Annotated in this window: 11 protein-coding genes; 7 read left to right on the plus strand and 4 right to left on the minus strand. The window is 66.1% G+C overall.

The window, feature by feature from the left end; all coding sequences use genetic code 11:
- Positions 1-46: 46 nt before the first annotated feature.
- Positions 47-538 carry an RDD family protein gene (locus L2Y96_RS17720; protein ID WP_247328837.1) on the plus strand — a complete coding sequence of 164 codons (492 nt, stop codon included), beginning with the start codon at positions 47-49 and terminating at the stop codon, positions 536-538.
- Here the strand turns inward: L2Y96_RS17720 and L2Y96_RS17725 are convergent.
- Together L2Y96_RS17725 and L2Y96_RS17730 are read right to left on the minus strand one after the other, a co-directional pair.
- The gene (locus L2Y96_RS17725) at positions 526-2,520 is read right to left on the minus strand and encodes a hypothetical protein (RefSeq protein WP_247328840.1); all 1,995 of its coding nucleotides are present in this window, start codon (positions 2,518-2,520) and stop codon (positions 526-528) included. The two genes, L2Y96_RS17720 and L2Y96_RS17725, sit on opposite strands and share 13 nt — an antisense overlap.
- A gap of 97 nt (positions 2,521-2,617) precedes the next feature.
- On the minus strand, positions 2,618-3,619 hold the full coding sequence (locus L2Y96_RS17730; protein WP_247328842.1) for a hypothetical protein: 1,002 nt from the start codon (positions 3,617-3,619) through the stop codon (positions 2,618-2,620).
- Between the two features lie 187 nt (positions 3,620-3,806).
- Here L2Y96_RS17730 and fusA point away from each other — a divergent pair, with 187 nt between their 5' ends.
- The gene (gene fusA / locus L2Y96_RS17735; RefSeq protein WP_247328844.1) at positions 3,807-5,846 is read left to right on the plus strand and encodes an elongation factor G; all 2,040 of its coding nucleotides are present in this window, start codon (positions 3,807-3,809) and stop codon (positions 5,844-5,846) included.
- A 117-nt stretch (positions 5,847-5,963) separates the two neighbouring features.
- On the opposite strand, the gene L2Y96_RS17740 is transcribed toward fusA, so the two are convergent.
- Complete coding sequence (locus L2Y96_RS17740) at positions 5,964-6,443, minus strand: SET domain-containing protein (protein ID WP_247328846.1); 480 nt, start codon at positions 6,441-6,443, stop codon at positions 5,964-5,966.
- Between the two features lie 151 nt (positions 6,444-6,594).
- Between L2Y96_RS17740 and L2Y96_RS17745 the strand changes: the two genes are divergently transcribed.
- The 3 genes from L2Y96_RS17745 to L2Y96_RS17755 all read left to right on the plus strand — a co-directional run bounded on the left by L2Y96_RS17745 (position 6,595) and on the right by L2Y96_RS17755 (position 9,548).
- Positions 6,595-7,086 (plus strand): hypothetical protein, encoded by a 492-nt coding sequence (locus tag L2Y96_RS17745; protein ID WP_247328848.1) that lies wholly within the window; start codon positions 6,595-6,597, stop codon positions 7,084-7,086.
- A 33-nt stretch (positions 7,087-7,119) separates the two neighbouring features.
- Positions 7,120-8,898, plus strand: a complete 1,779-nt coding sequence (locus tag L2Y96_RS17750) for an acyl-CoA dehydrogenase C-terminal domain-containing protein (RefSeq protein WP_247328850.1) — start codon at positions 7,120-7,122, stop codon at positions 8,896-8,898.
- Between the two features lie 173 nt (positions 8,899-9,071).
- A complete protein-coding gene (locus L2Y96_RS17755; RefSeq protein ID WP_247328851.1) occupies positions 9,072-9,548 on the plus strand; it encodes a GNAT family N-acetyltransferase in 477 nt (158 codons plus the stop codon).
- Between the two features lie 77 nt (positions 9,549-9,625).
- On the opposite strand, the gene L2Y96_RS17760 is transcribed toward L2Y96_RS17755, so the two are convergent.
- On the minus strand, positions 9,626-10,387 hold the full coding sequence (locus L2Y96_RS17760; protein ID WP_247328853.1) for a SapC family protein: 762 nt from the start codon (positions 10,385-10,387) through the stop codon (positions 9,626-9,628).
- 269 nt (positions 10,388-10,656) lie between these two features.
- Here L2Y96_RS17760 and L2Y96_RS17765 point away from each other — a divergent pair, with 269 nt between their 5' ends.
- Both L2Y96_RS17765 and dxs read left to right on the plus strand, forming a co-directional pair.
- Complete coding sequence (locus L2Y96_RS17765; RefSeq protein ID WP_247328855.1) at positions 10,657-11,259, plus strand: HNH endonuclease; 603 nt, start codon at positions 10,657-10,659, stop codon at positions 11,257-11,259.
- Between the two features lie 77 nt (positions 11,260-11,336).
- A complete protein-coding gene (gene dxs / locus L2Y96_RS17770; RefSeq protein WP_247328857.1) occupies positions 11,337-13,232 on the plus strand; it encodes a 1-deoxy-D-xylulose-5-phosphate synthase in 1,896 nt (631 codons plus the stop codon).
- Positions 13,233-13,323: the final 91 nt, after the last annotated feature.

Here is a 13,323-nt window from a genome sequence, read left to right on the forward strand (position 1 = left end):
CCACCGGGAAAACCCATAATGCGACCGACCCCTATTGCGAGGCTGCATGAGCACGATGACCCTACCCGCCCCTGCCTGGCGCCGTTTCGCGGCGATCGTCTACGACGTGCTGGCCGTGGTGGCCATCGTGATGGTGGTGGGGCTGATCGCACAGGTGGCGACGGGCGGCCACGTGGCCGACAGCAAAGGGCATGTGGTCGCGTGGTGGTACCAGCCGTTGCAGGCCGCGGTGGTCGGTGCGTACTTCCTGCTTTCGTGGTTACGAGGCGGGCAGACGCTGGGGATGCGACCGTGGAAGATCCGTGTGGTGTCGCGCGAGGGCGGACCCGTTGGCGTGAAACAGGGCCTGGTCCGGCTCGTGGTTGCCGGGCTACCCGTGCTGCTGCTGATGCTCTACAGGGTCACGTCGCTGCAGGTGGCCCTGTGGGCACCGGTCGTGGGCTGGGCCGTGATCCTGCTGCCATCACTCGTCGATGCGCGTCACCGCGGGCTGCACGATATGGCCGCCCGCACCGAGATTCACGCTTACTTGAACTGATCGCTCGCCGGCACCCATGAGCCGTTGCTCTGCGGTGCGCCCTGCACGTTGATTTTGATCGTAGGTTCGCAGCCGGGCGGCGGTGGGCCGCCCGCGACACGTGCGGTCGTGCAGAACGCCGTGTTGTCGATGGGCTGGCTAGTCGGAGCCACCGTTGAAGCGTTCGCCGGCGGCAGATTGTCGGCAAGTGGCTTCGATGCCAGGGTCTGGTTCTTCACCAGCTTGTCGGGCTCGGACGGCTTCGGCGGCGGATCACCACCGCAGCCAAGGGTGAACAGCGAGATGGCCTGCTTCATCGCGCCGCCCGACGCGCCCGGACCTGCCTGGCAGTTGATCCGCACGCCGCGCGGCAACGGGATGGTGAACTTCACCGTCGTCGCTTCGACGCCGTGGCGTAGCGCGGTATCGACCGAGCTTTCGCCCTTCGGCGTCCACGCGTCATCGAAGCGCGTGGCTTTGTAATCGATATGCACGTGCGCACCGTTCTGCGGCACGACGTTGCCGCGGGGCTTCAGTTCGACGTAAGCGCCGACCTGGCCCGCCTTGTCGCCCTGCCCGCCAACCACGCCGTCGCTGCGCTGCGACGTGCCGTTCGCGCCGGTGAGGCGCTCGCCTTCATCCGCGCCCTTCGCGGCGCCCGGCTTGCCGGTATCAGCCGCAGCGCCCGGCGTGTTGGTACCTGCGTTGGCCGCCGTCGTGTCACCTGCCGCAGATGGCGCGCCAGGGGTACTTTCCTTCGCAGCGGTGCTCGTATCGTTCGTGGCTTTGCCCGCTTCGTTCTGCGCCTGCGCCGCGGCTTCGCCGGCCGCGTTATCGCCCGGCGCCTGGCCCGGGGGCGCGGGCGTGACGTCTTCACCGGCCACCGGGCGCTGGATATCGCCCGGCGTGACCGTCGGCGCCTGCACGACCGGCCGCGCGACGTCAGCCACAGGCGCGGAGGGCGTTGGGCGCGCCGTGGCATCCGGGAGCGGTACGGCTTCGAGTTCCGCCTCAGCCTGTACCGCAGGCGCGCGCACGTTTTCCACGGCGACCTTCGGTGGCACGGGGCGCGGCAGGTCGGGTGTGACCGTCGGCACAGGCGGGGCCGTCGGCTCCTGCGAGATCGCAGGCAGCGGCGTGTCCTGGGGCGTCGGCGGCGCCGAGGACCCCTGCACTTCGGGGCGCGGCACGCTCGCCAGCGTCATCGTGGTGGTGGGAACCGGCGTCGTCTTTTCCGCAGTGATCTGCGGCGGCACGGGCGTGACCGCCGGCTGCGAGGCGGGGATCGGCGGCAGCGACAACGAAGCGGGCGGCGGCATCGGCGTGGTGCCTTCCGCCTGCGCCTTCCGCACGGGCTCGGGCTGGAAGCGCGGTGGGGTCACTTGGGGCTTGGGCGTATCGACGGCCAGATCCGGCGGCGCAGGCGTCGGCACCGGGACCTGTTCCAGATCAGGTTGCTTCGGCGGCGCGGTCGGTTGGACCAACGGTTTCTCGGCCACGGCCTGCACGCTCGGCGGCGGCGCGGTGAGCTTCACATCGGGCTTGACCTGCGGGGGCGGCGCCGCCGGCACGGCGATAGCAGGGAGTGCCTTGTTTGCCGACGCCACGGCGGCCGCATGTGAGCCGCGCGACGCACGGCTCGCCACGGCCTTGCTGCTCGCCTTCTTCGCTTTGGCGACAGGCGCCTTCGACGGCGTACCGCGCACGGGCGGCACCGGCGGGGGCGGCTTGTCGATCAGGCGTACCTGCAATGCATCCGGGTTGTCCGGCTCCGGCGGGGGCGGCGGCAGGTCGTAGGCCGGGCCCAGGATCATGCCGAACAGGAACACGATGTGGATGATGAGCGTGCCCACCCAGCCGGCGATCCGGCGCAGGCTCGGGTTCGGCTTCTGGCGCAGCTGGCGGCGATAGACGAGCGCCTGCATCGCCGCATCGCGCGGCGACATGGGCAACGCGGGGTCGCCGGCCTCGCGATCGCTGTCCGGTGTGTACTGGGTAGGCATCGGGCGCTAGTGTCCACGCTGGGCGTGCGGGGCACAATCATCGTCCGATGGTGGCCTGCAGCGCTCTCGCGAGAGGCGTCGCCCACAGGGTGGGCTCCTACCGTGTTTTTCTGTCTTGTTCGGCTTTTTCCTGGTCGATCGCCTTTAGCGGTACGTCGCTCGGGCAACCCTGGGGCAGCGGCTTGTCGGCGCGGAAGGCGGCGATGCACTCTGCCTCGCTCGGCGGCTTCACTACGTCAGGACCATCGGCCAGCGAGTGCGTCGGTGCCATGTTGAGGCGGCCGTCGGCGGACTTCGGCGGCGGCTTCGGCGGATCCTCGCCGCGACAACCGACCGGCAGCACGAAGAACACCGTGGCGCAGTTGATCCGCGTGCCACCGACGTTGACCTCCTTCTTCAGCGTCGTCGCTTCCATCGCCTTGCGGATGCCGCCGTTGAGCACGTTTTCGTTATCCGGCGCCCAATCCTTTTCGAACTTGGTTTCCTTGTAGGTCACCGGGCCCTTGTGGGCCATCACGCCGGCATCGTCGGTCGGCTTCCGGGCGACGAAATCGGCCTGCGTGGTCGGTGCCGAGGTGGGTGCCGGCGCGAGGTGCACCTGGCCGTCCTTGCCAAACAGCGAAGGTGCGGGCGCCGGGGGTGGTGCCTCGTTTTCGGCAGGCGCGGGCGTCTTCACCGGCTCCTTCGGCTTGGGCGCGGGCGGTTCCGGCCGCGTGGCCTCGGGCGAGCGCACCTTCGGTGGCGGCTCGCTCACCGGGGGCGGCGGGGGCACATTCGCCTGCGGGGGCGGGGGCGCCGTGGGCTCGATAAAACGCACTTCCAGCACGTCAGCCTTGTCCACCGGCTTCGCATAGTCCGCGAACGGCCGCGGCTGCATCTCGTACTGAACCAGCAGGATGATGAGGATGTGCAGAAGCAGCGTGCCGACGATGGCCAGGACGGCCCGTACCGGGTCGTGCGGCGGCTTGCGGTGGCGGATGGCACGCAGGGCGCGAATCGTCTCCGGATCGATCGGATGCAGCCCATGGCGCGCCGTCGCCTCCGGCGGTAACCGGTGCGATTCGACGTACGGCGGGGGCGCCTTGCCTGGGTAATGCACGCTAGCGGGGGATCCGGACGGGACGGGAGGATAGCCATACAGCTTAGCGCGGTAGCCTGACCGCGCCTTAAGCCTGCGCCTACAGACACCACCCCCGAAAGAAGATTCCCTCCCCTCTTGATTCCTCCCTCCGATCGGAGAAGGCTTGGAAGGACAGGGGACCGCCATCCTTACGGAGGGTCGCATCGTGTCGCCATCCACGGAACGCATCCGCAGTCTGTCACTCGCCGGCCACGCCGGGGCCGGCAAGACCACCTTGTTCGAAGCCATGCTCCACGCCGGCGGCGTGCTCAACAGCATGGGCAGCGTGGAACGAGGCAGTACCGTCTCAGATAACGACCCCATGGAACGCGCCAGGGGTCACTCGATCGACGCCTCGATCGCCTCGATCGAGCGCAATGGCTTTCGCATACACCTCGTCGATACCCCGGGCTACGCGGATTTCCGCGGACCCGCACTGGCTGCGCTTTCGGCCACCGATACCGTCGCCATCGTGGTGAACGCAGCAAACGGCATCGAACACGGCACGCGCAGCATGATGGCGCACGCGAAGGAGCGCGGCCTTGCCCGCCTCATCATCGTGAACCGCATCGACGCCGAAGGCGTGGACCTGCCGCTGCTGGTCGACGAAATCCGCACGGAATTCGGCACGGAGTGCCTGCCTGTGAACCTGCCCGCCGCGCACGGTCACGCTGTACGGGATGCCTTTTTCCAGGACAAGGGCGAGACGGATTTCTCCTCGTGCGGCGAAGCGCACCAGCAGCTGATCGATCAGGTGGTAGAGATCGATGATGACGTGATGGAGCACTACCTCGACGGCGGCGAACACGCGCTATCCGCCACGGAACTGCATGATGCGCTTGAGCACTGCTTGCGCGATGGGCACCTGGTGCCGATCGTCTTCACCAGCGCACGTGATGGCGTGGGTGTCACGGAGCTGCTCGAACTGGTTGAGCGGATACTCCCCTGCCCCAGCGAAACCAACCCACCGCCGTTCCACGACGACAAGGGCATCCGCTTCGATGTGAACGCCGATGCCGGCAAGCATGTCGTGGCTGACGTGTTCAAGATCGTCAATGATCCGTTCGTCGGCAAGCTGGGCGTGTTTCGCGTGTGGCAAGGCACGGTGCGGAAGGATTCGCAGCTACTGGTCGATGATGGCCGCAAACCGTTCAAGGTAGCCCACCTTTTCCGCTTGAAAGGCAAGGACCACGTGGAAGTGGATGAAGCCTTGCCGGGCGATATCGTGGCGGTCGCGAAAGTGGATGACATCCATTTCGATGCCGTGCTGCACGATGCCGCCGACGAAAACCGTATCCACCTGCAAGCGTGCCCTTATCCCTCGCCGATGTTTGGCCTGGCCGTCGAGCCCGCGCATAAGGGGCAGGAGCAGAAGCTGGCCCAGGCATTGGCACGGCTGGCCGAGGAGGATCCGTGCTTCGTCGTCGAACACCACGCCGAAGTGAACCAGACCGTGATCCGCGGCCTTTCCGACCTGCACCTGAAACTGATGCTAGAGCGGATGAAGTCGCGCTATGACGTGGATGTCGTTACCCATCCACCACGTATCGCCTACCGCGAGACCATCGGTGGCCACGCCGAGGGCCACCACCGCCACAAGAAGCAGACCGGCGGCGCGGGCCAGTTTGGCGAGGTGTTCCTGCGCGTGGAACCGCTGGAGCGCGGCGCGGGCTTTGTGTTCGCGGATGAGACCAAGGGCGGCGTTATCCCGAACCAGTTCATGCCGGCCATCGAAAAAGGCATTCGCCAGGCCATGGATGCGGGCGCCGTGGCGGGCTACCCCATGCAGGACGTGCGCGTGTCGGTGTACGACGGCAAGCACCATCCGGTCGATTCGAAGGAAGTGGCCTTCATCAGCGCCGGGCGGAAGGCGTTCCTCGATGCGGTTTCGAGGGCGCGGCCCGTCGTGCTGGAGCCCGTGGTGGATCTGGAGGTGTCGATTCCCGATCCCTCGGTGGGCGATGTGACCGGCGGGCTGGCCTCGCGGCGTGCGCAGATCATGGGCACCGATTCATTGCGTGGCGGTGAGACGCTGATCAAGGCCCGTGTTCCCCTGGCCGAACTGGCGGATTTCCCGACCCAGCTGAAGGCCATGACCGGTGGCCAGGGCCGTTACGCGATGGATTTCAGCCATTACGACACGGTGCCACCGGGGGTGCAGCGGAAGCTCGTGGAGATGTGGAAACCCAAGGCTGAGGAAGACTGACAGCGCTCTATCGTAGGAGCCCACCCTGTGGGCGACGCCTTTCGTCCAGCCGCCACAGGGCCTGTGGCTCTTTCGCGAAAGATGTCGCCCACAGGGTGGGCTCCTACGGATTAACGATCAGGCGGCTTTGCGCTTGGGCTTCAGCATCGTGCCGGTGCACTTGGGCGAGCCGCAGCGGCAGGCCCAGATCTTCTTCAGGCGCGCGGTGTGCGGCATGTCGAGCGTGATGCCGTAGTCGTACGTGAGCTCTTCGCCTGGGGCGATATCGCGGATAGCCTCGATCATCACCTTGTCTTTCTTCGAATCCTTGCCCGGCTCGTCTTCGACGATGACCGCCTGGCAGTTCGGATCGCAGCCGTAGTTGATCCAGCGCGCAGTGTTGCCGTGGCTGTTGCCATCGACGATCCAGGTGTCATTGAGCGTGAACAGGAACGTGTGGCCGGTTTCGCCGCCATCGCCGTACTTCTTGTCGGCCTGGGCGTGGGTAATGCGATCGCCCTTGTACTCGACGACGTCCTCGCCAGCCTTGATGGGGGCCACGGCGAAAACGCCGTTGCCGTGGATGGGGGAGCGGCGCGCGACAATGCGTCGTGTCATGGGTAAATAATCGTCATGGAAGGCAAAGCAGGATGATGCCTGCTCGGGCCTCCCTTGTGAACCGCGTTTGAAACGCCGTCTCGCGCATGCAGGCCGCCGGGCGCTACCATCGAACAAGTGTTCGACGCCCGAAACCCAGGGAATGACCTTGATGCGACGCTTTCCGTTCCTCCGCATGGCCGCACTCGCCAGCCTTGCCCTCCTCGCCGGTTGCGGCCCGGAGAAAAAGAGCGTGTTTCCGCCAGCGGTCACACTGCAGGAGGTCGCCGCGAAACCGGGTAGCCCCTGGCACCTGACCCTGCGCGTGCGCAACAACAGTTACGGCGGCATGTCGTTCGATCGCTTCCAGGGCACCCTGCAGGTCGGCCAGCTCGGCGGCGTGCTGCTTGATGCGAAGCTCGACCAGGATATTCCCTCGTTCGCTGCCGACGTCACCCGCGTCGACATCCTGCCCACGCCCGAGATGGCGAAGGCACTGGCCGAGCTCGCCGCCAAAGGCAGCTCCGGCGCCCTGCCCTACACCATCGAGGGCAGCGTCACCGCCACGCCTGAAAAAGAAGACAAGCCTCGCACCTTTGCTGTGCACGGCAAGAGCTGGCTATCGCCGGTGCCCGGCATCCCCGATACCTACCGCTCGCCCTGACCCTATCCCTAGCTCACTTCCGCCAGGATCCCCATGACGATCTACAAAGCTCCGCTCAATGACATGCGCTTCGCGCTCTACGACGTGCTCGGCGCCGAAGCGGTCCTCGCCCGCCTGCAGGGCGGCGAAGCGCACAACCGCGAGCTGTTCGATGCCGTGCTGGATGAGGCCGCCCGTTTCAACGAACAGGTGCTGGCCCCGCTGAACGCCTCGGGCGATGCCGAAGGCTGCCACTACGACAAGGCCACCGCGACGGTCACGACGCCGAAGGGCTTCAAGGAAGCCTACAAACAGTACGCCGAGGGCGGCTGGGCCGGCCTTACCGCGGATGAAAAATGGGGCGGCCAGGCGCTGCCAGCCGTGCTTGGCGCACTCACCAAGGAAATGATCGACTCGGCCAACCTGGCCTGGGGCATCTACCCGCTGCTCTCGCACGGCGCTACCGATGCGCTCGAACACCACGGCGATGCGTGGCAGCAGGAGACCTTCCTGAAGCCGCTGGTGGAAGGCCGCTGGACCGGCACCATGTGCCTGACCGAGCCGCAGGCCGGCTCCGACCTGGGCCTGCTGAAGACGCGCGCCGAACCCAACGCCGATGGCAGCTATAGCGTCACCGGCACCAAGATCTTCATCAGCGCGGGTGAGCACGATTTCGCCGAGAACATCATCCACCTTGTGCTCGCCCGCCTGCCCGACGCGCCGGCCGGCAGCCGCGGCATCTCGATGCTGGTGGTGCCGAAGTTCAAGGTGAACACCGACGGCTCGCTCGGCGAGCGTAACCAGGCGGCCGCCGGTGCCATCGAGCACAAGATGGGTATCAAGGGTTCCGCCACGTGCGTGATGAACTTCGATGGTGCGCAGGGTTGGCTGATCGGCCCCGCCCATAAGGGCCTCATGGCGATGTTCACCATGATGAACGCGGCGCGCCTCGCCGTCGGCATCCAGGGCCTGGCCGTCTCCGAGCGCGCCCTGCAGAACAGCCTGAACTACGCCCGCGAACGCCTGCAGATGCGCGCGCTCTCCGGCCCGAAGCTCCCGGAAAAGCCGGCCGATCCGCTCACCGTGCATCCCGATGTGCGGCGCATGCTGCTCACCCAGCGCGCGTTCGTCGAAGGCGGCCGTGTGCTCGCCGCGTACGCGGCGCTGCAGAGCGATATCGAAGCGCGCGATCCCGATGAAGCCACGCGCAAGCAGGCGGGTGAGTTGCTGTCATTCCTGATCCCGATCACGAAAGGCCTGCTCACCGAAGCGGCGCAGGAGTGCACCAAGGAAGCCCTGCAGATCTTCGGCGGCCACGGCTTCATCGCCGAGCACGGCATGGAGCAGTTTGTCCGCGACGCCCGCATCATCACGTTGTACGAAGGCACCACCCAGATCCAGGCGCTGGATTTGCTCGGACGCAAGATCGTGCAGCTACAGGGCGCGGGCCTGAAGCATTTCCTCGGCGAGATCTCGGCGTTCTGCCACGCCAACGCGGCGAACGATGCCGTCAAGGCGTACATCGCTCCGCTCGCCACGGCCGCCAAGGCATGGGGCGACCTGACCCTGGATATCGCGGGCAAGGCCCAGGCCAACCCCGAGGAGCTGGGCGCGGCCGCCGTGGATTACCTGTACTACTCCGGCTACATCACCCTGGCTTACTTCCTGGCCCGCAGCGTGCTGGCCGCCGAGGGCAGCGCCCTGCTCAATGCCGAGGGCAAGCAGGCCAAGCGCGATACGGCGAATTTCTACTTCGCCCGCATCCTGCCGCGCATCCACCTGCACAAGGCCGCGATCGACGCCGGCGTGGCCACGCTGCCCGAGGTGCTGTAACGGCTGCGGGTCGCGCTGTAGGAGCGCGCTTGCGCGCGATCGGGTCTGCCTCGAGCACCCATCGCGCGCAAGCGCGCTCCTACCACAGCGGCCTGGGGACTTTTCCCGGCCCGCGTTCAGGTGTAGAAGTGGTCTGGCCCGGACCTCCCAAGCCAACCACGGTTCCCGAAACGATGAGCGACCCAGCGTTCCTGATTCGTCTCGCAGAGAGCGACGACGATGATTTCATTCTTGGCCTGGTCCACCGGTTCATCCACTTCCCGCTGCCCAACGGCCGCACCAAGACCGATTGCCTGAAAGGCATCGAGGCCGATCTGGTCCGTCATCTGGATGAGCAACCCTCCAACAGCTACATCTTTGTCGCCGAGAACGATGACGGCGATACGGTGGGTTTCATCCATCTGCAGAAGACCAAGGATTTCTTCACCCACCGGGATAACTGCCACATCTCGGACATCGCGGTGCATGAGAAGTACGAAGGGTCCGGTGTCGGCAAGGTACTGCTCGACCACGCTTATGCCTGGGCGAAGGAACACCACTGCCAGTTCGTGACCCTCGCGGTGTTTCCCGGCAACGAGCGCGCACGCGATCTCTACGTGAAGCACGGCTTCGATACCGACCTGGTACGCATGGCGCGCCCCGTCCGCTGAGCGCCCCTGTAGGAGCCATAAAAAAGGGCCGCCCGGTGGGCGGCCCTTTTTAGTTCGCAGCGTAGAACGCGATGGGATCAGGCGTTGGCCTTCGCACCATCTTCCACGGTTTCGCGCTTGTCGAGGCGAGCGGCCATGCGGTCGATGTTCGCCAGCGACACCAGGTGTGCGTAGATCCAGCCGAACGCGCCTTCGCGCAGGAACTCACCGGCGACCTTCTCGTCCAGCTTGCGCAGCTTTTCTTCGTTGATCACGAAGAGGCCGTTGAGGTTGATGCCACGGCCTTCCTTTTGCAGGGTGATGGTGCGCGGCTCGAGCAGGTCGTGCTCGCGCAGCTTGCCCATGAACCACTGGGTACGGGCCACGTGGTCCTGGAACTCGCCCAGGAAGTTCACGGCATTGGTGAGGGCCGGGGCATCGGTGCCGTCTTCGTTGAAGAGGCGCTCGCCTTCGGTCTCGTTGAAGCCTTCGTAGGCTTCGTCGAGGAACACGGTGAAATCGTCACCCTCGGTGCCGGCCGGCTTCTCAGCCAGCACGAACGGGTAGCGGCGGACGAAAGCCGGGATATAGATGCCCTGCTCCCAGAAGCCGTTCTCGCCGATCAGCAGGTTTTCGCCCTGGCGCAGGCCGAGCAGCGCCATCGGGCCCGCGTCTTCGATGGTGTTGCCAGCGAAGAGGATCGGGAAATCGCGCGCGGCCGGGGCGAACTCCACGCCGGTAAGCGGCACGGAGTGTGCCTTGGCGGCGAAATGGATGTTGTTCACGGCCTTCAGGCGAAGGTCGCGGTGGGCGGTGCGGTTGAGTGCAACCGGACGCTCGTAGAAAAGCACTTCTGCCACTTTCATTCCCTCTAGGACCCGCCTGGCCTGGGAAGCCACCCCGGCCCCCCTTCCAAACCCCGCGGGCTCGAATCGAACGCCCACTATATCAGCGGCGAGTGACAGGAAAAGCCCCGCAAGAAGCGTACCGGGCCGATGCTTTTCTGTCGTAATTGTGGGGTATGCTCGGGTCAACGCCCCTTGTGGGGCGGGGCCGGCACCCTGGCCCGCACGAAGTTCGGCTTGCTGGAACGCTCTTTCGCGTAGGTGAAGGACGAGACTAGATGACGATGGAAGTGCTCCAAGAGGACCTCCCCAAGGTGGCGGCACTGCACGCCACACGGGTCCTTTCGCTCGACGCCTCGGGGCGGATCCTTGACTGGATCAGCTGGCAGGACGCCGTCTGCCTTTATGTCCGCGGCGTGGTGGCCTGGACCCTGGGCGACCCCTGCGTCACCGTCCGCGGCGGCATAAGCCGGGCCTCCGGCCTGCGCAGCAGCCTGGAACTGCACCCCATCGTGGCCAGCACCGGCCACTGCCGCGACCACGCCATCGACCCGGCGCCGGCCCTCACCAACACCGCCCTGTTCGCCCGCGACCGGCATATCTGCCTGTATTGCGGCCACCAGTACACCCGCCACGAGCTCACCCGCGACCACGTGATGCCGCTCTCCAAACGGGGCGCCGATGAGTGGGAGAACGTGGTCAGCGCCTGCCTGGCCTGTAACCTGCGCAAGAGCAACCGTACCCCGCAGCAGGCCAACATGCCGCTTCTGGCCGTGCCATACCGGCCCAGCTGGGTCGAGCACCTGATCCTCTCCAACCGCAACATCCTGGCCGACCAGATGGAGTTCCTGGTGAGCCACCTGCCGCGGGATCGCAGGCCCGGCTGAACCCTGCCCGCCTTTTGCCCGCAAGGATTCACACCCCGTCCCTTGCCCCAGCCCCGCCTAGGGCGAACAATACGGGTATGAACGACCTTTCCCATTACCCCTATCTGGCGCAGATCGAATCGCCGGAGGATCTCCGCCGTTTCCCGGCCGAGGAACTGCCGGCGATCGCCGATGAGCTGCGCCGCTACCTGATCGAGGCCGTCGCCTCGTCGGGCGGCCATTTCAGCTCGGGGCTGGGCGTGCTGGAGCTCACCGTGGCCCTGCACCACGTGTTCGAGACCCCAAAGGATCGCCTCGTCTGGGACGTGGGCCACCAGTGCTACCCGCACAAGATTCTCACCGGCCGCCGGGACCGGATCACCACGATCAAGAAGAAGGACGGCCTGGCCCCCTTCCCCCGCCGCGACGAGAGCGAGTACGACACCTTCGGCGTCGGCCACTCCTCCACCTCGATCTCGGCCGCGCTGGGCATGGCGATCGCCCTGCAGCGCCGTGGCGATAACCGCAAGGTCGTCGCGGTGATTGGCGATGGCGCCTTCACTGCCGGCATGGCCTTCGAAGCCATGAACCACGGCGGTGACGTCGAGCCGAACATGCTGGTGATCCTCAACGACAACGGCATGTCGATCAGCGAAAACGTGGGCGCCATGACCAAGATGGCCGCCCGCGCCATGTCCAGCCGCACGCTCAACGCCTGGCGCGAGCGCGCCAAGAAGGCCATGCCGCGCGAATCCTTCTTCGGCCGCTTCTTCAAGCGCTGGGAAGAGCACGCCAAGGGCATGCTGGTGCCGTCCACCCTGTTCGAAGAGCTGGGCTTCCACTACACCGGCCCGATCGACGGCCATAACATCGGCCAGCTCGTCCAGGCCCTCGAAACGGTGAAGGATTTGCCGGGTCCGCAGCTCCTCCACGTCATGACAACGAAGGGGAAGGGCTACGAACCTGCCGAAAAGGCACAGATCGAGTACCACGCCGTGGGTCCGTTCGACCCCGTCGCCGGTCTCGTGAAGAAGGGTGCGCCGGCCAAGCCGACCTATACCGACATCTTCAGCGACTGGCTCTGCGACCAGGCCGCCGCCGACGAGCGCCTGCTCGGCATCACCCCCGCCATGCGCGAGGGCTCCGGCCTGGTACGTTTCTCGAAGGAATACCCGCAGCGCTACTTCGACGTGGCGATTGCCGAGCAGCACGCGGTGACGCTTGCCGCGGGCATGGCCGTGGAAGGGGCGAAGCCGGTGGTCGCGATCTACTCGACGTTCCTGCAGCGCGCCTACGACCAGGCCATCCACGACGTGGCCCTGCAGAACCTGGATGTCACTTACGCGATCGACCGCGCGGGTGTCGTCGGCCCCGATGGCGCCACGCATTGCGGCAGCTTCGACATGTCGTTCCTGCGCATCCTGCCGAACATGGTGGTGATGGCACCGGCCGATGAAAACGAATGCCGGATGATGCTGAGCACGGGCTACGCCTATCACGGCCCCGCCGCCATTCGTTACCCGCGTGGTACCGGCCCGGGCGCCAAGATCACCGAAGGCCTGGAAACCCTGCCGATCGGCAAGGGCGAAGTGCGCCGTCGCGGCCATCATGGCCTGGCCATCCTTTCGTTCGGCACGATGCTCGCGCCCGCCGCGGTGATCGCGGCTGAGGTCGATGCGACGCTCGTGAACATGCGTTTCGTGAAACCGCTCGATGAAGAGCTCATCCTCGAGATGGCACGTACGCACGAAGCGCTGGTGACGATCGAAGACAACGCGGTCGCCGGTGGTGCTGGCGCTGGCGTGGCTGAGTTCCTCGCCTCGAAGGGCGTGACCGTACCCATCTTCCACCTCGGCCTGCCCGATGTTTATCTCGAGCACGGCAGCCGCGAGGAAGTGCTGACGATGGCGGGATTGGACCTGCCGCAGATTCGCGCGGCGATTCGTGGGCGATTCCCGCAGTACGTGGCGACGGCGGTGGCTAGCGCCGGCTAACGCTCCTCCGGGCGAGGCAAAAAAGGCGCCTGGCAAGCGCAACATGTACCACCTGGCGCGTCCGCTGTGTTCCTACGATGTTGGCAACAGG

Origin of the sequence: Luteibacter aegosomaticola (assembly GCF_023078475.1) — a bacterium.
GTDB lineage: Bacteria > Pseudomonadota > Gammaproteobacteria > Xanthomonadales > Rhodanobacteraceae > Luteibacter > Luteibacter aegosomaticola.